This window comes from Streptomyces violaceus (assembly GCF_036014075.1).
GTDB lineage: Bacteria > Actinomycetota > Actinomycetes > Streptomycetales > Streptomycetaceae > Streptomyces > Streptomyces violaceus.
The window spans coordinates 8,583,617-8,605,908 of record NZ_CP107911.1 but is presented as its reverse complement, the minus strand read 5'-3'; the positions used below and the strand labels follow the sequence as shown (position 1 = coordinate 8,605,908).

Annotated in this window: 26 protein-coding genes and 3 pseudogenes; 15 read left to right on the top strand and 14 right to left on the bottom strand. The window is 71.5% G+C overall.

Annotated elements, in window-relative coordinates; genetic code table 11:
* Window positions 1-105 precede the first annotated feature (105 nt).
* From OG542_RS38795 to OG542_RS38785, 3 genes are read left to right on the top strand one after another with little or no spacing between them, the layout of a single operon-like run.
* The gene (locus OG542_RS38795) at window positions 106-246 is read left to right on the top strand and encodes a hypothetical protein (RefSeq protein WP_193478963.1); all 141 of its coding nucleotides are present in this window, start codon (window positions 106-108) and stop codon (window positions 244-246) included.
* Window positions 243-827 (top strand): PRC-barrel domain-containing protein, encoded by a 585-nt coding sequence (locus tag OG542_RS38790; RefSeq protein WP_328417319.1) that lies wholly within the window; start codon window positions 243-245, stop codon window positions 825-827. Before OG542_RS38795 ends, OG542_RS38790 begins: the two co-directional genes overlap by 4 nt.
* Window positions 824-1,240 carry a PRC-barrel domain-containing protein gene (locus OG542_RS38785; RefSeq protein WP_193478961.1) on the top strand — a complete coding sequence of 139 codons (417 nt, stop codon included), beginning with the start codon at window positions 824-826 and terminating at the stop codon, window positions 1,238-1,240. Before OG542_RS38790 ends, OG542_RS38785 begins: the two co-directional genes overlap by 4 nt.
* 315 nt (window positions 1,241-1,555) lie before the next feature.
* Here OG542_RS38785 and OG542_RS40825 read toward each other — a convergent pair.
* Window positions 1,556-2,157: pseudogene (locus OG542_RS40825) on the bottom strand (DUF6777 domain-containing protein); the annotation flags it as partial.
* A 397-nt stretch (window positions 2,158-2,554) separates the two neighbouring features.
* Between OG542_RS40825 and OG542_RS38775 the strand changes: the two are divergent.
* Complete coding sequence (locus OG542_RS38775) at window positions 2,555-3,853, top strand: streptophobe family protein (protein ID WP_328417317.1); 1,299 nt, start codon at window positions 2,555-2,557, stop codon at window positions 3,851-3,853.
* Between the two features lie 181 nt (window positions 3,854-4,034).
* Here OG542_RS38775 and OG542_RS38770 read toward each other — a convergent pair whose 3' ends face one another.
* Entirely contained in the window at window positions 4,035-4,463 is a 429-nt protein-coding gene (locus OG542_RS38770) for a hypothetical protein (protein ID WP_328417315.1), read from the bottom strand.
* Window positions 4,464-4,792: 329 nt separating this feature from the next.
* On the opposite strand from OG542_RS38770, the gene OG542_RS38765 reads away from it, so the two are divergent.
* Window positions 4,793-5,176 carry a nuclear transport factor 2 family protein gene (locus OG542_RS38765; protein ID WP_328417313.1) on the top strand — a complete coding sequence of 128 codons (384 nt, stop codon included), beginning with the start codon at window positions 4,793-4,795 and terminating at the stop codon, window positions 5,174-5,176.
* A 70-nt stretch (window positions 5,177-5,246) separates the two neighbouring features.
* Window positions 5,247-5,534 carry a DUF1905 domain-containing protein gene (locus OG542_RS38760; protein WP_328417311.1) on the top strand — a complete coding sequence of 96 codons (288 nt, stop codon included), beginning with the start codon at window positions 5,247-5,249 and terminating at the stop codon, window positions 5,532-5,534.
* 46 nt (window positions 5,535-5,580) lie between these two features.
* Here OG542_RS38760 and mgrA read toward each other — a convergent pair whose 3' ends face one another.
* Entirely contained in the window at window positions 5,581-6,573 is a 993-nt protein-coding gene (mgrA, locus tag OG542_RS38755; RefSeq protein ID WP_328417309.1) for an L-glyceraldehyde 3-phosphate reductase, read from the bottom strand.
* A 116-nt stretch (window positions 6,574-6,689) separates the two neighbouring features.
* Between mgrA and OG542_RS38750 the strand changes: the two genes are divergently transcribed.
* The 3 genes from OG542_RS38750 (at window position 6,690) to OG542_RS38740 (ending at window position 9,714) form a co-directional block, all read left to right on the top strand.
* Window positions 6,690-7,604 (top strand): LysR family transcriptional regulator, encoded by a 915-nt coding sequence (locus tag OG542_RS38750; RefSeq protein WP_184595925.1) that lies wholly within the window; start codon window positions 6,690-6,692, stop codon window positions 7,602-7,604.
* Between the two features lie 67 nt (window positions 7,605-7,671).
* Complete coding sequence (locus tag OG542_RS38745; protein WP_328417306.1) at window positions 7,672-9,171, top strand: carotenoid oxygenase family protein; 1,500 nt, start codon at window positions 7,672-7,674, stop codon at window positions 9,169-9,171.
* Window positions 9,172-9,198: 27 nt separating this feature from the next.
* Window positions 9,199-9,714 carry a mycothiol transferase gene (locus OG542_RS38740; protein WP_193478950.1) on the top strand — a complete coding sequence of 172 codons (516 nt, stop codon included), beginning with the start codon at window positions 9,199-9,201 and terminating at the stop codon, window positions 9,712-9,714.
* On the opposite strand, the gene OG542_RS38735 is transcribed toward OG542_RS38740, so the two are convergent.
* Window positions 9,696-10,775, bottom strand: a complete 1,080-nt coding sequence (locus OG542_RS38735; RefSeq protein WP_328417302.1) for an adenosine deaminase — start codon at window positions 10,773-10,775, stop codon at window positions 9,696-9,698. The two genes, OG542_RS38740 and OG542_RS38735, sit on opposite strands and share 19 nt — an antisense overlap.
* A 49-nt stretch (window positions 10,776-10,824) precedes the next feature.
* Window positions 10,825-11,217 carry a VOC family protein gene (locus OG542_RS38730; RefSeq protein ID WP_328417300.1) on the bottom strand — a complete coding sequence of 131 codons (393 nt, stop codon included), beginning with the start codon at window positions 11,215-11,217 and terminating at the stop codon, window positions 10,825-10,827.
* Between the two features lie 130 nt (window positions 11,218-11,347).
* Here OG542_RS38730 and OG542_RS38725 point away from each other — a divergent pair, with 130 nt between their 5' ends.
* Window positions 11,348-11,743, top strand: a complete 396-nt coding sequence (locus tag OG542_RS38725; RefSeq protein WP_328417298.1) for a tautomerase family protein — start codon at window positions 11,348-11,350, stop codon at window positions 11,741-11,743.
* 61 nt (window positions 11,744-11,804) lie between these two features.
* The gene (locus OG542_RS38720) at window positions 11,805-12,263 is read left to right on the top strand and encodes a pyridoxamine 5'-phosphate oxidase family protein (protein WP_328417296.1); all 459 of its coding nucleotides are present in this window, start codon (window positions 11,805-11,807) and stop codon (window positions 12,261-12,263) included.
* 82 nt (window positions 12,264-12,345) lie between these two features.
* Here the strand turns inward: OG542_RS38720 and OG542_RS38715 are convergent.
* The 4 genes and pseudogenes from OG542_RS38715 to OG542_RS38700 form a co-directional block, all read right to left on the bottom strand.
* Window positions 12,346-12,525, bottom strand: a pseudogene (locus OG542_RS38715) (aldo/keto reductase); the annotation flags it as partial.
* Window positions 12,526-12,549: 24 nt separating this feature from the next.
* A complete protein-coding gene (locus OG542_RS38710; protein WP_328418289.1) occupies window positions 12,550-13,914 on the bottom strand; it encodes a phospholipase in 1,365 nt (454 codons plus the stop codon).
* An 86-nt stretch (window positions 13,915-14,000) separates the two neighbouring features.
* Window positions 14,001-14,891, bottom strand: a complete 891-nt coding sequence (locus tag OG542_RS38705; protein WP_328417294.1) for a glycoside hydrolase family 19 protein — start codon at window positions 14,889-14,891, stop codon at window positions 14,001-14,003.
* 194 nt (window positions 14,892-15,085) lie between these two features.
* Complete coding sequence (locus tag OG542_RS38700; RefSeq protein ID WP_328417292.1) at window positions 15,086-15,523, bottom strand: MarR family winged helix-turn-helix transcriptional regulator; 438 nt, start codon at window positions 15,521-15,523, stop codon at window positions 15,086-15,088.
* A gap of 77 nt (window positions 15,524-15,600) precedes the next feature.
* On the opposite strand from OG542_RS38700, the gene OG542_RS38695 reads away from it, so the two are divergent.
* Window positions 15,601-16,713 carry a substrate-binding domain-containing protein gene (locus OG542_RS38695; protein WP_328417290.1) on the top strand — a complete coding sequence of 371 codons (1,113 nt, stop codon included), beginning with the start codon at window positions 15,601-15,603 and terminating at the stop codon, window positions 16,711-16,713.
* A gap of 13 nt (window positions 16,714-16,726) precedes the next feature.
* Here OG542_RS38695 and OG542_RS38690 read toward each other — a convergent pair whose 3' ends face one another.
* Together OG542_RS38690 and OG542_RS38685 are read right to left on the bottom strand one after the other, a co-directional pair.
* On the bottom strand, window positions 16,727-17,917 hold the full coding sequence (locus tag OG542_RS38690; protein WP_328417288.1) for an RNA polymerase sigma factor: 1,191 nt from the start codon (window positions 17,915-17,917) through the stop codon (window positions 16,727-16,729).
* Window positions 17,917-18,267, bottom strand: coding sequence for a YciI family protein (locus OG542_RS38685; RefSeq protein ID WP_311129714.1), 351 nt, complete (start codon window positions 18,265-18,267; stop codon window positions 17,917-17,919). Before OG542_RS38685 ends, OG542_RS38690 begins: the two co-directional genes overlap by 1 nt.
* 121 nt (window positions 18,268-18,388) lie before the next feature.
* On the opposite strand from OG542_RS38685, the gene OG542_RS38680 reads away from it, so the two are divergent.
* Entirely contained in the window at window positions 18,389-19,438 is a 1,050-nt protein-coding gene (locus OG542_RS38680; RefSeq protein WP_328417286.1) for an acyl-CoA dehydrogenase family protein, read from the top strand.
* Here OG542_RS38680 and OG542_RS38675 read toward each other — a convergent pair.
* The 3 genes and pseudogenes from OG542_RS38675 to OG542_RS38665 form a co-directional block, all read right to left on the bottom strand.
* Window positions 19,435-20,646, bottom strand: coding sequence for a serine hydrolase domain-containing protein (locus OG542_RS38675; RefSeq protein WP_328417284.1), 1,212 nt, complete (start codon window positions 20,644-20,646; stop codon window positions 19,435-19,437). The two genes, OG542_RS38680 and OG542_RS38675, sit on opposite strands and share 4 nt — an antisense overlap.
* Window positions 20,647-20,731: 85 nt before the next feature.
* A pseudogene (locus tag OG542_RS38670) lies at window positions 20,732-20,905 on the bottom strand (NAD(P)H-dependent oxidoreductase); the annotation flags it as partial.
* 16 nt (window positions 20,906-20,921) lie between these two features.
* Complete coding sequence (locus OG542_RS38665) at window positions 20,922-21,101, bottom strand: hypothetical protein (RefSeq protein ID WP_031511607.1); 180 nt, start codon at window positions 21,099-21,101, stop codon at window positions 20,922-20,924.
* Between the two features lie 229 nt (window positions 21,102-21,330).
* Between OG542_RS38665 and OG542_RS38660 the strand changes: the two genes are divergently transcribed.
* Both OG542_RS38660 and OG542_RS38655 read left to right on the top strand, forming a co-directional pair.
* The gene (locus OG542_RS38660) at window positions 21,331-21,771 is read left to right on the top strand and encodes an SPW repeat protein (protein WP_193478937.1); all 441 of its coding nucleotides are present in this window, start codon (window positions 21,331-21,333) and stop codon (window positions 21,769-21,771) included.
* A gap of 160 nt (window positions 21,772-21,931) precedes the next feature.
* Entirely contained in the window at window positions 21,932-22,195 is a 264-nt protein-coding gene (locus tag OG542_RS38655) for a GlsB/YeaQ/YmgE family stress response membrane protein (RefSeq protein ID WP_184595905.1), read from the top strand.
* Window positions 22,196-22,292: the final 97 nt, after the last annotated feature.

Below are 22,292 nucleotides of genomic sequence, written 5' to 3'. Positions count from 1 at the left end.
GTTTTCGCCCGTCCCGTGCCCTGGGCATTGTCCCCCGCGCGCGGGGCACTCGGAGGTAATCGGGACCGGCCGAGGGCGGCCGGGCCGGATCGCCGGAGGTGTGCGGTGGCCTGGTGGATGTGGCTGGTCGTGGTGGTCGTGGCGCTCGCCGGCGTCGCCGTGGTGACCCTCGCCGTGCAGGCCGGCCGACGGTCGGGGACGGTCATCGCGGTCCGGCGCCGGCCCGGCGGGAAGGGTGGGCGATGAACCAGCTGATGGCGGCACGGAGCCTGACGACCCTGCCGGTGGTCACCCTGGGCGGCGACGCCGTCGCGCAGATCAAGGACACCGTCTTCGACGCCGCGGCCGGGCGTATCACCGGGTTCACGCTCAGCGGCCGGGGTCTGCTGTCGGGTCCGATGAAACAGAGCCTGCCCTGGCCGGCGGTGCACGCGCTGGGCCCGCACGCGGTCATGATCGTCGACGCCGGTGCCCTGGCGGACACGCCCGTCGTGGTGGCACGCCGTGAGGCCCAGCAGGGCCGGGTACTGCACGCCAAGGTGCTGACGGACGAGGGCGCCGAGGTCGGCACGGTGCTCGACGTGGTCGTCGAGGGCGGTAGAAGCGGCCGGGTCGTGGGATTCCGGATCGCCGCGGTCAAGTCGCTGGTCCGGGGCTCCCGGCGGCACAGGCACCGGGTGTACGTACCGCGTGGCGAGACGCTCGCGGTCTCCGGCCGCGCCCTGGTCATCCCGGCGGACGCCACCCGCTACGTCGCCGACGACCTGCCGGCCTTCGTCGCCCGGGTCAGCGCCTTCCACGAGGGGCACGAGGGGGCGCCGTCATGATGCTGTTCTCGCAGGCGCGGGGCCTGCCGGTGCTGACCCTGACCGAGGCGGACGAGCTCGGCGTCCTGAGGTCGCTGACGGTCGACGCAGCGGCCGGTGTGGTCACCCATGTCCGGGTGCGGGGCCGGCACTCCCGCAAGGAGAGCGTGCTGGCCTGGGGCGCCCTGCACGCCCTCGGACCGGACGCCGTGCTCGTCCGCTCCGCGACCGCCCCGGCCGAGGTGCCGCCGCACCACGAGCTGCCGGGCCTCAGGATCCTCACCGAGACGGGCGACTGGCTCGGCACGGTCCAGGACGTCGCGTTCGAACCGGACACCGGCCGCATCGAGGCGGTCGTCACCGCTCAGGGCGATGTGCCGGCCGATCGGCTGCTCGGGCTCGGGGACTACGCCCTGGTGGTCCGCGCCGGGTGACTCAGGAAGCCGGCGCCTGGTCCGTCGTGTCACCCCCGGTCTCGCCCCCGGTGTCCTCGCCCGTGTCGTCCCCGGCGGGGGCGGCGAGTCGTCCGCGGGCGGCGATTCGCCCGTCGACGGTTCCGAAGGCGTCTCCGTGGCCGTCGGTTCGCTCGTGGTCGGCTGCGACGAGAGCGGGCCGGTCGGCGTGGTGACGGTCACCGACGGGGTGGGCTTGTCCGGTGGAGCGGTCCTGCGATCGTTCTTGCCCGTATCGCCCTTGTCGCGCTCGAACCACTCGCCCTCGGGCTCGCACATGACGAAGACGTCGACCGGCTCCCGAGCGGGCCTGACCGTGACGACGTCCGACGCCTTGTACCCCGCCCACTTGTCTCCGGTCGTCCCCTGCGGGGAGGCCGGCGGGCTCAGCGGGTTGCCGCACGCGCAGCGCACCCGGGGCACGCCTCGCTCGTCGACGAGCACGGCCGTGCCGGCCTGGAGGACGGCCTGGTCTGCGTGGGGCGGCCGTTCTTGTAGCCGTGGCTGGTGACCCAGGTGTCCCTACGCAGCCGCACGGGGGTGAGCGAGCGCAGACAGGCCGGGACCTCTGGCGGGTCGATGCGCTGGACCGGCGCGAACGCGCGCTGCTTGTCCGGGGCCTCCTCGAGGTACGTGATCTGCTTCTCCACGTCGCAGCTGGCGACGTTGCGGGTGCCGCCGTACAGGCCGGGCGCCCCGCCCCGAACGGCCCGGACAGCGTTCGGCGACGCCGATCCGGCGGACGTCGGCCTGACCGACGGGGCGGAACTCTCCTTGGCCGTCGAGTCGGTGAACGGGTCCGGGCCGGTGTCGGCCGCGGGCTGCAGCAAGACCTCGCCCTTTGAGGTTCTGGTTCCGCCGTCGGACGCGCCGGTGCCGCCGTCGGGGCGGGTGAACACCACGGCCAGGACCGCGGCGGCCACGACCGCGCCGGCGATCAGCGCGACACGGGGTGCGGAGCCCCACCACGGGCGGAGGGCTCCGGCGGCTCACCACCACCCCCGCCCGGAGGTTCGGAGGGCGGGCCGACGCCTCCCGAGGGCGGCTGGGAGGGGCCCGACAGCGAGCCCGAGGGAGGTCCTGTGGGGCGACCGAACGACGGCGGTTCGACGCTCACGAGCTCTTCTTCCCACGTGGGTTCTGTACGGCCTTCGCACACCCGAGGCGATCAGTCCTCATATATACGGCTTCTTCCACCAGGAGTTCATTGTGTGCCCCGGTCCCGTCAGGCCCGCAAGCCGACGCGGACGGACCTCCCGACGGGCGCCCGCCCCGGGCGCTGCTTAGCGTGGCAGCGTGAGTTCGCGCACCTCCTCCGGCCAGGCACGCACCTCCGGCGCGCGGGCGGTCGCCCGCCACGGCTGGGTGCACGCCCTCGGCACAGTGCTCGGCGGGCTGCTCGCCATGATGGTGGTGGCCACGCTCGGCCTGTGGGCCGCCGGGGCCGCGGACCTTCCGGACGGCGCGTTCGCCCCGGTGGTCATGGCGACCGTGGTCACCGCCGTCGGGGGCACGGTGAAACTCTCCGGCAGTGCCGGCGACTTCGCCGACACACAAGCGGGACTGACCGTGATCCCGCTGTCCGTCACACTCACCGGGGCGCTGGTGATCGCCTGGGGCTTCCTGCGGCCGCTGCGCCACCGCGCGGTCGCCGGCGCCGCGGAACTGGCCGGCTGGGCCGCCAGGATCGCGGTCCTGTGGCTGCTCGCGCTGATCGGCCTGACGCTCGCCGCCCGCCACACCTTCGACATCTCCCTCGGCGACGAGGAGCTGGGGGAACTCGGCGACCTGTTCGGTGCCTCGCCGAAGATCGGTTTCACCACCGATGTTCCGCTGTCCGTGTTCGTCGGCCTGGTCTGGCTGGCCGGTGTGATGGTCCTGGCCCTGCTGGTGTCGCGCGGCGCCCCGCTGCCGGCCGGGCTGCTGCGCTTCCAGGCGTCGGTGCGGCCGGCCGCGTACGCGATGGTCGCGCTGCTGCTCGCGTACGTCGTCATCGGTGTGGTCATCGCGCTGGTCGTCGCGGCGACGCGGGGCCACGCGACGGAGACGTTCGCCGTGATTCTGCTCGGCATGCCCAACCTGGTGTGGCTGGCGCTGACGATCGGCCTCGGCGCGACCTGGACCGGCCGGGTGGAGGGGCCGTTCGGGCTGCCCATGCCCCAGGTGCTCGACGAGGTGCTGCGCACTCCGGACATCTCGGAGCTGAACCTGCGGACGCTCTCCGAGCACGACGGCCGGGTGTGGTGGCTGCTGGTCATCGACGTGGTGCTGTTGCTGGCCGCCGCGTTCGTGATGGCGGCCCGGTCACCGGCCCGGGTCCGGGCCTGGCAGCACGCCGTACACATGGCGGTCGCCCTCATGCTCACGGTGTTCATGATCTGCCTCGTCGGACGCATCTCCGCGCACTACGGCCTGTCCGTGCTCGGCATCGGCGACCTGGGCGGGGGCCTCGAGGGCGAACTCTTCCTCAGACCCCGGCTGTGGGGTGCCGTAGGCCTGGCCGTCCCCTGGGGTCTCGTGACCGGATTCGGCGGGGCGCTGCTGGCGCGGCACGTACGGCGGCGGGGTGAGGTCCGCTCCGACAGCGAGAGCTGACGCCGGGGCTCTACGTCCGCTGCGTGAAGACCGGTTCTGCCCAGCGCGGCGGCGGCTTCGGCCGCTCCTCCCCGGCTCTCGGCCCGCCCGGGTGGGGGTGTGGCCGACGGCGGGTCTCCACAACAAGTTCTGGTGCTACCGAAGACTGCGCCATGACCAAGATTCTGCCGATTTGCCTGTTCTACACCTCTGTGAGCAGGTCAGGCCACGGGATTCCCAGGCCGGGGGCCGTCCGCTGCATCCGCAGGGCGTCCACGGACTCCGCGAGCAGTTCGTACTCGGTGGTGTCGTCGCTGGTGGCGATGCGCACCAGCCGTCCGGCCGCCAACTCCTCGGCGACGCGCTCCTGGTGGCCGGGGTCGGCACACCAGGCGCGCAGCTGTGTGGGCACGTCGGGCACGGTGTCGGCGACCGGCACGAGCGCGCCCGGCGGTAAGTGCTCGGCGTCGGGCTGCGGGTCGAGGCGCTGGGCGATCCAGGAGGCGCGGTCGCGCAGCCACCACAGGGCGAGGGCGAGGGTGGGCGCCCGGTAGGTCCCCAGGGGCACTCCGATGCGGCGGCCTTCGCAGACTCCGTACGCAGTGACGTGACACAGGAACTCGTCGTGCACGTGACCTCCCCCGTTGCCCTGCCCGCCTGCCGGACTCGTCCTTCCGCGGCTCGCGTGCTGTGCGTGAGGGCGCCGTCGCTCGATGTGAAAACGCTCTCGCAGGTCAGTATGTTCACTGCTGAAACACTGTCACCATGACTTTCCGGCCACTCTCCTGGCATATTCACAACCCGAGTTGGCCGAAACCCGGCAGGCAGCCCCCGGGCACATGACTCCGGAGGTAATCGACGCTCCCGCCGGGTGCGGGCAGGGTGGTCCATGCCGGGTTCGCCGCGAACGGTGATCCTGCCCTGACCAGCACGTACGACCTTTCTGGAGGCTGATCGCCCATGTCCGCACCCACCCCCCGTTACGAGGACGCCGTCGCCCGCTACTTCGAGGCCTGGAACGCCGAGAATCCGACGGCCCGGGCGAAAGCGGTCGCTGCCGCCTGGACCGAGGACGGCGGCTACACCGACCCTCTGGCCGACGTCGGGGGCCACGAGGAGATCGCCGGGTTGATCACGGCGGCCCGGGAGCAGTTCCCGGGGTTCGTGTTCCGACTCGCCGGCGCCGTCGACGGGCACCACGACACCGCGCGCTTCTCGTGGGAGCTGGTGAGCGAGGCCGACGGCACGGCGCCCGTGGCCGGGTCGGATGTGATCACGCTGGACGCGCAGGGCCGGATCAGGGCCGTGCTCGGTTTTCTGGACCGGGTGCCCGCCGGGGCGTGAGGGCCGGCGATGAGTTTTCCGGCGCGCGGCGGTCTGATGAGTGAGAGGCCGCCGAGCACCGGAGGACGTCATGCCCACGACCGGAGATCTGGACGCGGAGTTCACCGCGGTCCTGCGCAGAAGCCCCGCCGAGGGCGGCTGGACCTACCTGGTCTGGCCCAGGTCCGTCGAGTTCTTCGGCACCCGCGGCCTGGTCAAGGTCCGCGGGACGATCGACGGGCACCCGTTCCGCAGCTCGTTCATGGCCCTGGGCGACGGCACGCACAAGCTGCCCGTGAAGGCCGACCTCCGCAAGGCCATCGGCAAAGAGGAGGGCGACATGGTGACCGTGCGCCTGGAGGAGCGGATCAGTTCCTAGGCGGCTCGGCCGGAGGCGGCCCACCGGCCCCCGGCCGAGGAGAACGCTACTGCTTGACGATCGCGTCGATCCGGGCCAGCTCGTCCGCGTCGAAGTCCAGGTTGCGGATGGCGCCGACGCTGTCCTCGAGCTGCTGCGCACTGCTCGCGCCGACCAGCGCGGAGGTGACCCGTCCGCCGCGCAGCACCCAGGCCAGCGCCAGCTGGGCCAGGGTCTGGCCGCGCGACTTGGCGATGTCGTTCAGGTCGCGCAGCCGGCCCACCAGCTCCTCGGTGAGCGCGTCCGAGTTCAGGAAGGGGCTGTCACTCGCGGCCCGGGAACCCTCGGGGATGCCGTCGAGGTAGCGGGCGGAGAGCACGCCCTGCTCCAGCGGGGAGAAGACGATGGAGCCGACCTGGAGCTCGTCGAGGGCGTCCAGCAGGCCCTCCTCCTCGGGGCGGCGGTCCAGCATCGAGTAGCGCGGCTGGTGGATGAGGAGCGGGGTGCCCAGCTCGCCCAGGATGCGGGCGGCCTCACGGGTCTGCTCGGCGGAGTAGTTGGAGACACCGACGTACAGCGCCTTGCCCTGCTGCACCGCCGAGTGCAGGGCCCCCATCGTCTCCTCCAGCGGAGTGTCCGGGTCGGGGCGGTGCGAGTAGAAGACATCGACGTAGTCCAGGCCCATCCGCTTCAGGCTCTGGTCCAGCGAGGACAGCACGTACTTGCGCGAGCCCCACTCGCCGTACGGGCCGGGCCACATCAGGTAGCCGGCCTTGGTGGAGATGACCAGCTCGTCGCGGTACGCCGCGAAGTCCGACTTCAGGAACTCGCCCAGCGCGGACTCGGCGGCGCCGGGCGGCGGACCGTAGTTGTTGGCGAGGTCGAAGTGGGTGACGCCGAGGTCGAAGGCGCGGCGCAGGATGGCGCGCTGGGTCTCGACGGGCCGGTCCGGGCCGAAGTTGTGCCACAGGCCGAGCGAGAGCGCGGGGAGCTTCAGACCGCTGCGTCCGGTGCGCCGGTAGGGCATGTCCGCGTAGCGGTCGGGGTGTGCGGTGTACAACGCGACTCCAGAGGGTTGGCACGGTCGGGAGGAAACCGGTGTCCACTCTGGCGTGACCTGCTCCCATGCGTCCAACAGAAGAATCCGATGGAATTCAGCGGCTACGCTTCTCAGTCATGGAACTGCGCCACTTGCAGCACTTCGTCGCGGTCGCCGAGGACCAGCACTTCACCCGGGCGGCGGAACGCCTCCTGGTCTCCCAGTCGGGCCTGTCGGCCTCGATCCGGGCACTGGAGCGGGAGCTGCAGACGCCGCTGTTCGTGCGGACGACCCGCCGGGTGACGCTCACCCCGGCCGGGCGGGCGCTTCTCGGTGAGGCGGAGCGGATCCTGGCGCAGGTGCGGACGGCCCACGAGGCGGTGGCGGCGGTGCAGGGTGTGCTGCGCGGCATGCTCGCGCTCGGCAGCGAGCAGTGCGTCGCCGGGGTGAATGTGGCGGGGCTGCTGGCCACGTTCCGGAGGCAGCACCCGGATGTCGAGATCTGCCTGCGGCAGGCGGGCTCGGGGGCACTGGCGGAGGAGGTCGCGGCCGGGCGGCTCGACCTTGCCTTCGTGGTGCGGACCCAGGAGGACACCGACCAGCTGAGGTCCGTGCCGCTGACGAGTGAACCGATGACGGTCCTGTGCCATCCCAGTCACCGGCTCGCGGCCGCCGGTGCGTCCGTCACGCCGGCGGATCTGGGTGGCGAGGTGTTCGTCGACTTCCATCCGGACTGGGGGCCGCGCCGCACCACCGACGCCGCGTTCGCCGCGGCGGGCGTGCGGCGGACCGTCGCCCTGGAGGTGAACGACGTGCACAGTCTCCTCGACCTGGTGGACGAGGGCCTGGGCATCGCCGTCGTGCCTCGGCACTTCCGGCACAAGCGCGCCTCGCTGACCGCCCTGCCGGTGGAGGGCACCGGCGGGACTCCGTACGAGACCGTCGCCCTGCTGCCGCCCGCGCAGGCGACCAGTCCGGCCGCGCGGGCGCTGATGACCCTGCTGGAAACAGGGGGTCTGGCACCACCCCAGGAGGGTGTCTGCCCCTCCTGACCCGGGCCGTCTCACGCCGCAGACTCGTGACCGCAGCCGAAGACAACTGCGGTCAGGGGTACGGAAGATGACGAGCCACACGCGACGGAACGTACTGCGCGGCGCGGCCGCGATCACGGCGGCCGGCGGACTCGCCGGCGCGGGAGCGGGCTCTCTGCCCGCCGCTGCGGCGTCCGGCCCGGCGAAGCGCCACTTACCCTTTCTGGAGGGCGCGTTCAAGCCCGTCACCGAGGAACTGACGGCCTTCGATCTGCCGGTCACCGGCCGCATCCCGCGCGAGCTGAACGGTCGCTACCTGCGCAACGGCCCCAACGCCTTGGGCCTGGAGGACCCGCGGGCCCACCACTGGATGCTCGGCGACGGCATGGTGCACGGCGTCCGGCTGCGCGACGGCCGCGCCGGGTGGTACCGCAACCGGTGGGTGCGCTCGTCCCAGGTGGCGAAGAAGCTCGGCGAGCCCTATCCGGGCCCCGTGCCGCCGGACGACTTCCCCTGCAACACCCATGTGATCCCCTACCGGGGTCGGATCCTCGCGCTCCAGGAGAGCGGCCCGCTGCCGTACGAACTCGACGACGAGCTGGGCACCGTCGGCACGTACGACTTCCGGGGCACCCTGAAGGGGCCGTTGACGGCGCACACCAAGTTCGACACGCACGCCGGTGAGCTGCACGCGATCGCCTATTACCCGACCTGGGACCATGTGCGCCACCTCGTCGTGGACCCGACGGGCCGGGTCTCGCGCACCACGACGATCCCGGTGGCGGACGCGCCGATGATCCACGACTTCGCGCTCACCGAGCACCACGTGGTCATCCTCGACATGCCCGTCACGTTCGACCCGGCGGGCGCCGAGCGTGGCGACATCGTGCCGTACGTCTGGAACAGGAAACACCCGGCGCGGGTCGGCGTCCTGCCGCGAGCAGGTGGTGCGGTGCGCTGGTTCGAGGTGGACCCGGTGTACTACTCGCACACCCTCAACGCCTACGAGGAGGGCACGGACATCGTGATCGACATGACGAACTTCGACGCGCCCTTCTTCGTGGCCGGCCGTGGGTCGGGCGGGCCGTACGGAGCGGGCACCGCGCGGCTCGACCGCTGGACGATCGACCTGCGCCACGGCCGGGTGCGCACGAAGACCCTCGACGACCGTCCGCAGGAATTCCCGCGGGTGAACGAGGCGCTGGTGTCCCGCCGGCACCGCTACGGCTACTCGGCGGCGTCCGCGGAGATGACGCTGGCGTACCTGACGGTCGACGGCAACCCGCCCGACCGGGCGTTCGGCAACGCCCTGTTCAAGCACGACCTGCTGCGCGGCACGGCGCAGGTGCACCGGCTGCCGCGGGGCTCGGCGGCGAGCGAGGCCGTGTTCGTGCCGTGCGACCCGGCCGACCCGGGGGCGGCCGAGGACGACGGCTACGCGATCGCGTATGTGCACAACCCCGACCGCGATGCGTCGGACCTGGTGTTCCTCTCGGCCCAGGACTTCACCGGCGAACCGGTCGCCCGGATCCATCTGCCGGGGCGGGTGCCCTTGGGCTTCCACGGGAGCTGGGTCCCCGACGCGTGAGATGACGGGATGAGCGATGGTGGACGTATGCATGCAAAGGACGTCCTCATCGAGGCTTACAGCCGCATCAGGGAAGAGGTCCACGCCGCCGTCGAGGGCCTGGGACCCGATGACCTCACCGCCAGGCCCGCGCCCGACGCCAACTCCGTCGCCTGGCTGGTCTGGCACCTCACCCGGGTCCAGGACGACCACATCGCCGACGCCTTCGGCCTCGAGCAGGTGTGGCTCTCCCAGGACTGGGAGAAGCGCTTCGGGCTGGGCCTGCCCCGCCACGACACGGGCTACGGCCACAGCCCCGCCAAGGTCGCCAAGGTCCGGGTCGACTCGGGCGAGATGCTGACCGGCTACTACGACGCCGTGCACGACCAGAGCCTGGACGCCCTGCGCGGCCTGGCCGCCAAGGACCTGGAACGCGTCGTCGACGAGCGCTGGGACCCGCCGGTCACCCTGGGGGTGCGGCTGGTCAGCGTCCTGTCCGACGATCTCCAGCACATCGGACAGGCCGCCTACCTGCGGGGACTCCTTCAGAGCGCGGCTTCGTAGCCGGGCAGCACGACGTCCCGGATGAGCGCGTTCCGCTCGTCGAAGGGGAGGAACGCGCTCTTCAGAGCGTTCACGGTGACCGTGCGCAGGTCCTCGACGCTCCAGCCCGCCTGCTCGACGAGCAGGGACATCTCGCGAGTCATCGTCGTGCCCGACACCAGCCGGTTGTCGGTGTTGAGGGTGACGCGGAAGCCGAGGTCCTTCAGCGCGGTGATCGGGTGCTCGGCGATGGAGGTCGCGGCGCCGGTCTGGAGGTTGGAGGTCGGGCACATCTCCAGGGCGATGCGCCGGTCGCGCACCCAGCCGGCGAGACGGCCGAGCTTGCCCGCCGCGAGGTCGGGGATGTCGTCGGTGATGCGCACGCCGTGGCCGATGCGCTGGGCTCCGCACACCTGGAGGGCTTGGTGGATGCTGGGCAGGCCGTGCGCCTCCCCGGCGTGGATGGTGAACGGCACGTTCTCGCGGCGCAGGTGCTCGAAGGCCTCGAGGTGGTCGGCGGGCGCGAACCCGTCCTCGGCACCGGCGATGTCGAAGCCGACGACCCCGGCGTCCCGGAACGCCACGGCCAGGTCGGCGGCCTCGCGCACCCGGTCGAACATCCGCATCCCGCACAGCAGGGTGCCCACCCGCACCGGCGTGCCCGCGGCAGCCGCCTTCGCCATGCCCGCCGCGAGACCCTCCTGCACCGTCTCCACGACCTCGGGCAGGGTCAGCCCGCCGTTCAGCATCAGCTCGGGGGCGTAGCGCACCTCGCCGTAGACGACGCCGTCGGCGGCGAGGTCGAGTACGTACTCCTCGGCGGTGCGCAGCAGGCCCTCGCGGGTCTGCATGACCGCGAGGGTGTGCTCGAAAGTGGCTATGTAGCGCACCAGGTCGCCGGAGTTGGCGGCCGCGTAGTACCAGGCCGCGAGCTCGCCGGGGTCGTTGGTGGGCAGGGTGTGGCCGACCGCGTCCGCGAGCTCCACGACGGTGGCGGGGCGCAGGCCGCCGTCGAGGTGGTCGTGCAGCACGGCCTTGGGGAGCCGGCGGATCAGTTCGGCGTCTACGCGCGTAGCAGTCATGGCGGAGTCTGGTCTTTCCTTGAGCGGGCAGTTCGAAGCGGGGGGAAGGTCAGCCGGCGGGCTGGAGGAGATCCCAGCGGTTGCCGTACAGGTCCTGGAAGACGGCGACGATGCCGTACGGCTCGCGCCGCGGTTCCTCCAGGAAGATGACGCCCGCGGCGGCCATCCGGGCATGGTCGCGGGCGAAGTCGTCGGTGTACAGGAAGAACCCCACCCGCCCTCCGGCCTGGTCCCCGACCCGGGCGGCCTGGGTCTCCCCCTTGGCGCGGGCGAGCAGCAGGCCACCGCCGGTCCCCGGGGCGCCGGGTTCGACGACGACCCAGCGGGATCCGTCGGGCCGGGGCGCGTCCTCGGCCAGCCGGAATCCGAGGGCCTCGGTGTAGAAGCGGATCGCCTCGTCGTAGTCGTCGACAACGAGGGTGACCAGGGCGATACGTCTCATCCGGACCTCTCGGAGCGTGCGGTTGACGGGAGAGGTTATACGTAAAACGCACAGGACGCCAACTACCCGCTCACCTCTGTAACTACTAGTATGTACACACGCCGATCCACGATCCCCCGGAGGCCCCCCCATGCCCTTGGTCCGCATCGACACGCTCCGCGCCGGCCCCGAGCGCCTCGCCGCGATCGGCCGTGCCGTCCACGACGCCCTGCGGGAGACGATCGGCATTCCGGCCGACGACCGGTTCCAGATCCTGAGGGACCACGACGGCACGAGCGGCACTCTCCGGTACGACGACTACCTCGGCGTGCACCGCGACGACGGCATCGCCTACATCGCGATCACACTCCGCTCCGGTCGCACGCCCGCGCAGAAGCAGGCGCTGTTCCGGAGAATCGCCGAACTCGCCCAGGAGTACGCGGACACCGAGCCGCGGAACGTGTTCGTCGTCCTGACCGAGAACGAGTCGGCCGACTGGTCACTGGGCGAGGGGCTGGCGCAGTACCTCGATGCCCCTGGGACCTAGGCCCTCGGCCTACGCCCGCAGCCCGAGGCGGGAGCCCCGGCCCGACCGCTAGCGTCCCTCCATGAAGATCACCGAGCCACCTCGCACCCCCGAGCAGCGCAAGGCGGACCTGCTGGTCCGTCTGGAGCGGGAAATCGACATCTGGGTCGCCACGGCCGACGCCGAAGGGGTGCCGTGTCTGGTTCCGCTGTGGTTCGTGTGGCACGAGGAGGCCGTGTGGCTGTGCACCCGGCTGACCAACCCCACCGGCCGCAATCTGCGGGACGGCCGGCGGGCCCGGCTGGCCTTCGGGGATACCCGGGACGTCGTGCTCCTCGACGGCGACGTGGAGACCTTCACCTCCGTCGAGGTGCCGCCCGCCGCGGCCGAGGCGTTCCGCGCGAAGACCGGCTGGGATCCCCGCGGGGACCACGCGTCGTACGCGTTCTTCCAGGTGCGGCCGCGGGCGGTGCAGGCGTGGTGCGAGGCGCACGAGTTGCCCCGCAGGCATCTCATGCGGGACGGGAGCTGGGCGGTCTAGCCGGTCGCCCCGGCCCTCTGCCGCGGAGCGCCCAGCCGGTCCAGTTCCTCGTCGGTGAGGCGGATCGCGCCCGCGGCCACGTCGCCTTGCGCAGGACGAGCGACCGCTCGCGGTCGCTCGGTGCGCCGTGATGGAAGGCGGCACTGCCCGTCAGCCGCATGGCGCCGCAGCCGAGGCGGTGGACGGGCAGGTCTCTGAGTTTCCAGATGCCCGCGGCGTCCGCGGTGATCGTCTGTGAGCTGATCGGCGGAGTCTCACACACGCCGCGCGGGCCGGTGGAGCCGCTTTACGGATACGTGTACGAGTTGAGCGCGGCGACGGCGGAGGCCGGGTTGCCGCGGTCGTAGTGGTCCACGGCGAGGAAGTTGGGCTTCTTGCGGGCGGCCGGCTGACAGAACCGCCGGGCGCGGTCGGCGAGTTTGGTGTTGTCCGTCGTGGCCGTGGCGGTGAGCCCGGCGTCGCGGAAGTGGTTCATGACGAACAGCGGGCGGAAACCGGGTTCGGTGCGGGTCAGCGGGATGTTCGTGCCGGCGTCGTACCAGCGGCTGTAGCAGGACCAGTCGGAGGAGCCGACGCCCGAGCCCATGGACCAGTAGTTCTCGACGGTCCATTCGCGCTGGTACATGACGCCGAAGCTGTCCCTGGTCAGGCCCGCGGCCTGGTCGGCGGAACGGCTGTGGTCGGTGAAGATCAGCAGCCGGTCGCCGGCGGCGGTCAGGTCCGCCATCCTCGGCCAGCCGTTCTGCCGGACGCCGGTGCGGTCGGGCCGGTACAGCACGTCCGACAGGCCGTTGACGCGGGCGAGTTCCGCGCGCAGGACGTCCGGGTCGACGTAGTCCTCCAGGAAGACGGTGACGAACTGGTCGGGGTGGGCCTCGAGGAAGTCCACCATGCGCTGGAGGTCGACCCACAGGGCGACCGGCCTGCTGACGAGGGTGCAGCTGTTGTGGCAGAGGATCGCGCCGTCGGGGGTCTGGTGGATGTCGAGCATGAATCCGCGGACCCCGTCGGCGAGTTGTCGCTCGATACCGCGGGTCTGGTTGGGCACGAGATTGACGAAGGGCGGGGCGAAGCCGCCATCGACGCCATTGGCGTACGCGTTGTGCGAGGTGAGGAACGTGACCTGGTCCAGGGTGCGCTGGTCCGGCGGCGGCATGGGGCCGGTGGCGGGGTCGACGGGGGTGAGGTACCAGGCGGCTAGGTCGCCCGCCCCGCCGACAGCGAGCCGGGCGGGGTAGGTGACGCCGGACGGCTTGGGAGCCACCGTGAGGTGGCGCGCGGTGCCCGGAGCCTTGAGGGTGTACCGGTCAGTGCCTGCCGGGGCGATCTCCCAGGCGGCGTCGGCGCTCGTACAGGCGACGGTCGCGGCCTGATCGCCGTTGCGGCCGAGGCAGTTGTCCGATGTGTCGGTGTTCTCCAGAAGGTAGGTCGGCCCGTTCGCCTTCAGCCGCCACTGCTGGCGGTCCTCGTTGCCGCGAGGTCTGTGCTGCTCGACCGCTCCGCCACTGTCGGCCGCGTTGAGCCCGGTGGTGGCGCTCTGGACGTAGTACGTGCCCGGGGCCGGAACGGCGGCGGCAGCGGCGGGCGGAGGGGCCACGACCGCTGCGGCCAGCGCGGCGGTCGTGGCGAGCAGGGCGTGGGGGGTGCGCAGACGCATGAGGGATGCCCTTCGTCGGACTGATCAAGGTTGATCAGGTACATGACACCCTGCATGACACCACGCCCCGGGGTCCGGCGTCAGCAGTAGAGGTTGCCGCCGGGCGCCGTCCCCAGGATCTGCGTGAACCGCTGGTAGTTGTTGACGCGGCTCTGCACCTGCGCCGGGTTCTTGCCGTCGCACTCCAGGGAGCCGTTGATGCTGCGGATGGTCTGGCCGAAGCCGGCACTGTTCACCATGGCGTTGTGCGGGGTCATGGTGCCGGGTCCGGTCTGGGTGTTCCAGTACCACAGGGCCGTCTTCCAGGCGACGGCCGAGTCGTTCTGCACCAGCCAGGGATTGTTCAGCAGATCGATGCCGAGCGCGTCACCCGCGGCCTTGTAGTTGAAGTTCCAGCTCAGCTGGATCGGGCCGCGCCCGTAGTAGGCGGCCTGGCCGGCCGGACAGCCGTAGGGCCGGCTCCAGTCGCAGTAGTGCGGGTAGTTGGCGGTGTTCTGCTCGACCACGTGCACCAGGCCGCCGGTCTCGTGGCTGACGTTGGCGAGGAAGGCGGCGGCCTCCTGCTTCTTCACCGTGTCGCTGCCGGTGCTGGCGAAGCCGGGGTAGGCGCTCAGGGCCGCGGTGAGACCGCTGTACGTGTAGAAGGGGTTCCGGTTCGGGAACATCTGATTGAACTGCGCCTCGGTGACGACGAAGCGCGCGTTGGGCGTGCCCGGACCGCTGTCGCACGCGTAGGGCTCCCAGTACCAGGTGCTGATGACCGGGTCGTAGCCCGGGTTGGCGTGCTCGGCGATGTACGCCTTGCCGTCGGTGTAGCGGACGATGTCGCCGACCGCGTACGACCTGCCCGCCACCCAGTTCGGATAACTGGAGCACGCGGCGGCTGAGGCGTTCGAGGCGGGCAGCAGCACCGGGGCGGTGCCCGCGAGGGCGAGGGTGACCAGGACGGCGGACAGACGGCGTCTCGACACGGGCTCAACTCCTTTGCGGAGCACGGCCGCACCCGGCAAGGCAGGGCGAAGCAGAGCCTTGGCGCACGTGCCGGCCGGACCGGTCACGGCGTGGGGGCGGCCGTGGCGGGGGGTGGTGGAGGCACACTCAACCGCGTTGGTCTGTACCAGTCAAGGGTGTAGACCAGTCATCCGCGTTCGGAGCTGTCGGGGGCTCACACGTGCGCCGACTCCGCCAGCGTCGCCGCGAGTCGGTCCAGCAGGGACCGCAGCAGCTCGTCGTCGCCGTCACCGAGCGTGGGCTGGCCGGTGCGGACCGCCTGCTCGACGCGCTGCCAGTACTCCCGGCCTCGCGGGGTGAGGTGGGCGAGGATGCGGCGCCGGTCGAACGGGTCGACCCGGCGGTGCAGCAGGTTCTGGTCTACGAGCTGGTCGACGAGCTTCGTCAGCGTCGGAGGCGGCAGGAAGGCGGCCACCGCGATCGCCGTCATGTGGTGCCCCTCGCCGTCGGACAGCAAAGCCAGCACCCGCCACGCGTCGAGCGAGCAGCCCTCCTCCTCCAGCACGGCCTGCAGCCGCCGCGCCGCGAGCCGCTCGGCCCGCGTCAGCAGCTGCACCAGGTCATCGGGCCGACGCGGGGGTGGGGTGGGCATGCCGCTCCTAGCTCAGAGGTGCGTCCATGGTAAGAGACGCACTGGAGTTCGCATGATGGAGCCGGAATCATGACGCCATGTTCCGGCACGACCTCCCCGCGCCCGAGTGGCTCACGGCCGACGACTCCGTACTCGGCGTGGCTCTCGTGTTTCCCCTGCAGGGGCCGGCCGGGATCTTCGGGCCGACGTGCGAGCTGTGCGCGCGGCTGGCCGCCGAGGAGGTCAACAGGGACGGCGGCGTGCTCGGCAGGGAGCTCCGGCTGGTGCCGGTCGACGGCTCGGGCCCGCCCCACGAGGTCGCCGGCCAGGTCGAGGCGCTGGTGGACCTGGGCGTCGTACAGGGCGTCACGGGCTGGCACATCTCCTCGGTGCGCCGGGCGCTGGCGCCGAGGATCGCGCACCACGTCCCGTATGTGTACACGGCACTGTACGAGGGCGGGGAGGACACCGCGGGCGTGTTCCTGACGAGCGAGACCCCGCGCGATCAGCTGCGGCCCGCGATGGACCTGCTGACGCACGAGCGCGGGGTGCGACGGTGGTTCGTCGTCGGCAACGACTATGTGTGGCCACGGCGTACGGCACTGGCGGCCCAGGCGTATGCCCGAGCGTCCGGCGGATGTGTCGCCGATGAGGCCTATCTCCCGCTCGGCACCCACGACTTCGAGCCGGTACTGCGCCGCGTCGAGCGCTCGGACGCCGACGGGGTGCTGATGCTGCTCGTCGGCAGCGACGCGGTGCGCTTCAACCGGGCGTTCGCGGCGTTCGGCCTGCAGGCGCGCTGTCTGCGGCTGAGCACGCTGATGGACGAGAACATGCTGATGGCGAGCGGCCCGGCGGCCACCGAGGACCTCTACAGCACGGCCGGTTTCTTCTCGTCGCTGGCCAACCAGGACACCCTCGACTTCCACGGGCGGTACGCGGCCCGCTACGGCCTCGAGGCACCCGCACTCGGCAGTCTCGGCGAGTCCTGTTACGAGGGCGTGCTGCTGCTGGCCGCGCTGCTGAGGAGGGCCGGGACGCTGGACGTGTCGGCGATCGGCGCGGCGGCGGGCGCGGTGTCGTACGAAGGCCCGCGCGGGCTGCTGCACCTGAGGGACAGTCATGTGCGCCAGCGCATCTACCTGGCTCGTGCCGAAGGTCTCGACTTCGATGTGCTCACGGAGCTGGATCCGCGCGGCTCGCGTCCCTGACCGGGTCGTCCGGTCAGCGCCGGGTGAGCGCTGTCCTGCGGCGGTCGAGGAACGCGCGTTCCGCCGGGTTCTCCGCGAGCGCGATGGCCGCGTCGTACGCCCGTACGGCCTCGGTGTCGCGGCCCAGGCGGCGCAGCAGGTCGGCCCGGACGGCGTGCAGGACGTGGTAGCCGTCGAGTTCGAGGGCGTCCACGAGGGCGAGCGCCGGCCCGGGGCCGTCTGTCTCGGCCACGGCGACGGCCCGGTTCAGGGCCACGACCGGGCTGGGGGCGACGGTCATGAGCTGGTCGTAAAGCTGCCGGATCTGGGCCCAGTCGGTGGCGCCCGCGGTCGGCGCGTCACTGTGCACGGCCTGGATGGCGGCCTGGATCTGGTAGGGGCCGGGCCGGTCGCGGCGCAGGCAGCGGCGGACGAGTGCCTGCCCCTCGCTGATCAGGTCGCGGTCCCAGTTGGCCCGGTCCTGCTCGGGCAGCGGCACCAGCTCGCCCTGCTCGTTCTCGCGGGCGCCCCGGCGTGCCTCGGCCAGGAGCATCAGCGCGAGCAGGCCGGTCACCTCGGCTTCGTCCGGCATGAGCCCGGCCAGCAGGCGGCCGAGCCGTACGGCTTCGGCGCACAGGTCGCGCGAGCCCTCGTATCCCTGGTTGAAGATCAGGTACACGACGGCCAGGACCCCGCCGAGCCGGTCGGGCAGGTCGGCGTCGCGGGGCATCCGGTACGGGATCCCGGCGTCGCGGATCTTCGCCTTGGCCCGGACCAGGCGCTGGGCCATCGTCGGCTCCGGCACGAGGAAGGCGCGGGCGATCTGCGCGGTGGTGAGCCCGCCGAGCAGGCGCAGGGTCAGGGCGACCCGGGCCGGGAGGGCGAGCGCGGGGTGGCAGCAGGTGAAGATCAGGCGGAGCCGGTCGTCGCGCACGGGGCCCTCCTCGGGCGGTGCGTCGGAAGTGTGCAGCAGGGCGGCCTCGGCGTGCCGGGCCTGTCTGGACGACTCGCGACGCAGCCGGTCGATGGCCCGGTTCCGGGCGGTGGTGATGATCCACCCGGCCGGGCTGGGCGGGACGCCGGTCTCCGGCCAGCGCCATACGGCCGTGGTGAAGGCGTCCTGGACCGCTTCCTCGGCGAGGTCGATGTCGCCGAGGAAGCGGACCAGGACGGCGACCGCGCGGCCGTACTCCGCGCGGAAGACCGCCTCGACGTCCACGCCCATCAGCCGGCGTCCCCCATGAAGGGGCGCACCTCGATCGGCAGCGTGGTGGCCAGGGCGGCCTTGCGCCCCCACTCCAGGGCGGCGTCCAGGTCGGGTGCCCTGACGAGGCAGATGCCGCCGAGCATCTCCTTGCCCTCGGCGTACGGGCCGTCGGTGATCAGGACATCGGCGTCGCCCGGGCGGAGCACGGTGGAGGACTCCGGGCCGTGCAGCCCTCCGGCGAAGACCCAGGCACCCGCCTCGCGCAGCTCCTGGTGGAAGGCGTCGAGGTTCTTGCCGATCTCCGCGAGGACCTCGGGGGCTGGCGGATCGCCGACCGGCTGCATCACGCTGAGCAGGTAGTACTTCATGACGGCCTCCATGGCGTCCGGATGTCGGGTATGAGCGAGTCGGGGTGTCCTCGCACCTCCTACACGAACGACACACCCCCGGATCGACAGCCCGCGCCGCGCGACCGGGAGAATTTCTTCCATGACCACCACACCCCATCCCCTCGTCACCCGCGCACAGCGACTGGCGCACGATCTCCTCGTCCCGCAGGCCGGGCGCGTCGACCAGGAGGGTGTGCCGGCAAGCCATATCGAGGCGGTGAAGCGGGCCGGGCTGCTCGGGATGGGCGCGCCCAAGGAGTACGGCGGGGCGGACGCGCCCGTCGAGGTGGCGCGGGAGACCGCGGAGATCCTGGCCGGGGCGTGCTGCTCCACATGGTTCGTGCAGACACAGCACCACACTCCTGTGAAGCTGATCGCCACATATGACTCGCCCGTCCGCGAGAAGTTCCTGCGTCCGCTGGCGACCGGCGAGGTGATGGCCGGTATCGCGTACGCCCATGTCCGTGCCTTTCCCCGCGTCCCCGTGCGGGCGGTGCCCGAGCGGGGCGGCTGGCGGTTCGAGGGAACGGTGCCCTGGTTCACGGGCTGGGGTCTGAACGACGTGATGCTGCTGGCCGGTGTGACGGATGCGGCTGAGGTGGTGTTCGTCCTCGCCGAGGCCCGCGAGCAGCCGGGGCTGTCTCCGTCGGCGCCCATGCGGCTCGCGGCCCTCACCGCCGCCTGTACGGTCTCTCTGGAACTGGACGGCCTGTGGCTGCCGGACGAGGCCGTCGTGCTGCGCGTGCCGCGGCAGGAGTTCGCCCTGGTCGACCTGCCGAGGGCGGCCAACGCCAGTCCGGCCGTCTTCGGGGTGGCGTACGCGGCGCTGGACCTGGTGGCGGACTCCCCCGACGGCCAGGAGGCGGCCCGCTCGCTGCGGGCCCGGCTCGACGAGGTCCGGCGGGAGGCCTATGCGCTGGCCGACCACCCGGTCCCGCACGAGTGCGTCCCGGAACGCCTGGCTGTGAAGACACGCGCGTACGACCTCATGCGCGCGGCCACGACCGCGGCGGTCGTGGCCGGGGGCGGCCGGTCCATGGCCTTGGACAACCGGGCGCAGCGGCTGGCCCGCGAGGGAATGTTCCTGCTGGTGCAGGGCCAGACGGCCGAGGCACGCCGGACGCACCTCGGGTCGCTGGCGTCCGGCTAGCCGAGCTGAGGCAGGAGCGGCTTGCCGGTCGGACTTCCGGTCGGGGACGGGGCCTTGCCGCAGAACTCCGCTTCGATCACATTGACGTACAGCGATCCGTCCTGGAGCCAGTCACCGTTGATGTTGAACGTCAGCTGGTGCGTGCCGTCCGGTGTGCCCACCATCGCGGACAGGGAGCCGTTGGTACGGCCGGTCTTGCCCACCACCTTCACGCCGCAGGACAGCTCCGCGAACTCGACCCCGAGCCCGAACCCCAGCCCCTCCCCCGACGGGACCTCGTCGAGCATTTCCCTCATCTGGGCCGGTGGCAGCAACTTGCCTTTGAGCAGGGCCCGTTGGAACCGGTTGAGGTCACCGCTGGTGGAGATGACATCGCCGGCCGCGCCCAGCCAGGTCATGTTCTGTTCGGTGGCGTCATGGATCTCGGCGTCCGGGGCCTCATCGTGGAGCCGGGAGTAGCCGACGGGGTGCGGGGCCGGCATCTTCGGAGATGTCCCGGGGAAGGACGTCCCGCGCAGCTTCAGCGGCCGGATGACACGGCGGGTGATCTCCTGCGCGTACGAGCGGCCCGTCGCCTTCTCGATGACCATCCCGGCGATGACGAAGTTGGTGTTCGAGTACACCGGCGCCGTCTCCGGATCGGGCAGCGGCGGGTACTTCAGCGCGATCGCCACGAGTTCCTCGGGCGTGTGGGTGTCATACCGGTGCTCCGGGAAGCCGGGACCGGCGGCGTCGTGGATGAACGCGGGATCGTCGGTGTAGTTGGCGATGCCGCTGGTGTGGTTGAGGAGCCGGCGCAGGGTGATCTTGCTGCCGTCGTAGCCGTTGCCCCGCACCAGGCCGGGCAGCCATGACTCGACCGTGTCGTCCAGGCCGAGTCTGCCCTCGGCCTCCAACTGGAGCAGGACGGTCGCGACGAACGTCTTGGTGATGCTGGCGCCGCGGAAGTGATCGGCGGGGGAACGCTTGCGGCCGGTGCCGGTGTCCGAGTGACCGGACACCGCGGACCAACTCTCCCGGCGGTCAAGGACCTTGGCCGCCACTCCGGGAAGCCCGCCTTTCTCGACCAGATCCCGCAGCGCCGTGCGGGTCGCCTCGTGGCCGCGCTCCGGCTGAGCCGCGTGTGCGGAGGGAGCGAGTGCCGCGGTCCCGGCGGACAACGCCACGGCCAAGGCTAATGAGACGGTGCGTGCGGCCCGCTGCTTCATGCGTGTGTGCCTCCTGGTCACCGAGGGGCAGGGCTGCCCCTCGGTGCGGAGGACGCCGAACTCACGCTGCGGGGTTGACCTTTGGAGTCGCAGGCGTCAGCCCGCCACGGCCGGCAGCGGGGTGCGGGAGCAGATCCAGCAGGACCTTGAGCACACCGGAACAGGAGGCCTTGTAGACGGGCGGGCCGACGCCTACGCCGTCGGCACGCGCTAACAGGTCGGTGGCCTCGACGATCGCGGGGTGCCGTATCCCGGACCCCGGGTTTCGGCCGGATTCAGGCGTCGTCGCCCGACGGAACCACCACGAGGAAAGCGTCCGACTCCAGGTCCATCACGACGGTGGCGGGCTCGCCCTCGGCGCGGCAGCGTGCCGCGTACTCCTCCGCCGGCCACGATCCGCGCGGGGCTCCCGCCGGGAACCGCTCCAACACCTTCGCGCTGATCGCCGTAGACATGTCCGCTGCCCTCCGCTGTCCTGTGCCGCCCGCCGGGCGACGTCGATCGGTCACTGCCGTACCCATCCGGTTGCCCGCGATCCGCCCGGACATGTACCGCCCGGTAGGAGTCCGCACCCCCGCACAACCCCTACACATAAAGGAAAAATAAGAGCAGAATGTGCTTACGCGGCGTTTACCGCATACCCCACCAGACGCGGTCGCCCTTTCAAGACGAAGGAGACGAGTCATGGCCAACGTCTCGCCCACCAGAGGTGATATAACCAGCCACCCTGATGCCTCCGAGATGCGGGATCGGTACGCCCGCGTGCTCGGTGGTCGCGATGTGGCGCTCGTGGACGGACCGGTGTTCCTGCTGGGTCTGTACTGCGCGGCCTCCCCGTGGATAGTCCACTACACGACCAGCCAGCCGCCGCTCGTGACCCACAACCTGATCATGGGGATCGCGATCGGTCTGCTGGCGCTCGGGTTCACTCGCGCTCCGGAGCGTATGTACGGGCTGAGCTGGGCCATGTGCGCCCTCGGGGTGTGGATGATCATCTCGCCGTGGATCGTCGGCGAGAGCCCGGACGCCGGGGTCGTGTGGAACAACATCATCATCGGCGCACTGGCCGTGCTCTTGGGTCTGGTGTGCGCCGGCACGGCGGCGAAGGCCTCTCCGAAGCCGTAGCCCTCGCCGGAGGGAAAACGAAGGCCGGTCCGCGCTGGCGGGCCGGCCCGTCCGCGTCCGTACCCGCGCCGCGAGCGGCCACGAGGCGCGGGACCCGGAGTGTCCCGGCCGCCAGGGGGCACACGCACTGCAGCGGGGGTCCTGAGGAGGAGGGGCGGAGATGGAAGTCGACGGCATCATCAGTGCCATCGTGATCGGCATCGTCATCGGCGTCCTGGGCCGGCTCGTGGTCCCGGGCCGTCAGCGAATCGGAATCTTGTGGACGATCGTCGTCGGCATCATCGCCGCGCTGATCGGCTCCGCACTCGCCGGCGCGTTCGGCGTGGCCGACACCAAGGGTGTCGACTGGGTCGAATGGCTCATCCAGATCGGCCTCGCCGCGCTCGGCGTCGCCGCCCTGGACCGCTCGAAGGCAGGCCGCTGACGGCTTGGCCAGCGACGGCGTTTCGACAGTACGTGTGCGACATCAGGAATCACCTGGCACCCGGTGTGCCGCGGCCCGGCGGCCCGGCACACCGGAG

Coding starts and splice junctions, on each gene's coding strand:
- OG542_RS38790 (WP_328417319.1), top strand. CDS start 243: ATGAACCAGCTGATGGCGGCACGGAGCCTGACGACCCTGCCGGTGGTC.
- OG542_RS38785 (WP_193478961.1), top strand. CDS start 824: ATGATGCTGTTCTCGCAGGCGCGGGGCCTGCCGGTGCTGACCCTGACC.
- OG542_RS38765 (WP_328417313.1), top strand. CDS start 4,793: ATGTCCGCACCCACCCCCCGTTACGAGGACGCCGTCGCCCGCTACTTC.
- OG542_RS38760 (WP_328417311.1), top strand. CDS start 5,247: ATGCCCACGACCGGAGATCTGGACGCGGAGTTCACCGCGGTCCTGCGC.
- OG542_RS38750 (WP_184595925.1), top strand. CDS start 6,690: ATGGAACTGCGCCACTTGCAGCACTTCGTCGCGGTCGCCGAGGACCAG.
- OG542_RS38745 (WP_328417306.1), top strand. CDS start 7,672: ATGACGAGCCACACGCGACGGAACGTACTGCGCGGCGCGGCCGCGATC.
- OG542_RS38740 (WP_193478950.1), top strand. CDS start 9,199: ATGCATGCAAAGGACGTCCTCATCGAGGCTTACAGCCGCATCAGGGAA.
- OG542_RS38735 (WP_328417302.1), bottom strand. CDS start 10,775: ATGACTGCTACGCGCGTAGACGCCGAACTGATCCGCCGGCTCCCCAAG.
- OG542_RS38730 (WP_328417300.1), bottom strand. CDS start 11,217: ATGAGACGTATCGCCCTGGTCACCCTCGTTGTCGACGACTACGACGAG.
- OG542_RS38725 (WP_328417298.1), top strand. CDS start 11,348: ATGCCCTTGGTCCGCATCGACACGCTCCGCGCCGGCCCCGAGCGCCTC.
- OG542_RS38720 (WP_328417296.1), top strand. CDS start 11,805: ATGAAGATCACCGAGCCACCTCGCACCCCCGAGCAGCGCAAGGCGGAC.
- OG542_RS38700 (WP_328417292.1), bottom strand. CDS start 15,523: ATGCCCACCCCACCCCCGCGTCGGCCCGATGACCTGGTGCAGCTGCTG.
- OG542_RS38695 (WP_328417290.1), top strand. CDS start 15,601: ATGTTCCGGCACGACCTCCCCGCGCCCGAGTGGCTCACGGCCGACGAC.
- OG542_RS38690 (WP_328417288.1), bottom strand. CDS start 17,917: ATGGGCGTGGACGTCGAGGCGGTCTTCCGCGCGGAGTACGGCCGCGCG.
- OG542_RS38685 (WP_311129714.1), bottom strand. CDS start 18,267: ATGAAGTACTACCTGCTCAGCGTGATGCAGCCGGTCGGCGATCCGCCA.
- OG542_RS38680 (WP_328417286.1), top strand. CDS start 18,389: ATGACCACCACACCCCATCCCCTCGTCACCCGCGCACAGCGACTGGCG.
- OG542_RS38675 (WP_328417284.1), bottom strand. CDS start 20,646: ATGAAGCAGCGGGCCGCACGCACCGTCTCATTAGCCTTGGCCGTGGCG.
- OG542_RS38665 (WP_031511607.1), bottom strand. CDS start 21,101: ATGTCTACGGCGATCAGCGCGAAGGTGTTGGAGCGGTTCCCGGCGGGA.
- OG542_RS38660 (WP_193478937.1), top strand. CDS start 21,331: ATGGCCAACGTCTCGCCCACCAGAGGTGATATAACCAGCCACCCTGAT.
- OG542_RS38655 (WP_184595905.1), top strand. CDS start 21,932: ATGGAAGTCGACGGCATCATCAGTGCCATCGTGATCGGCATCGTCATC.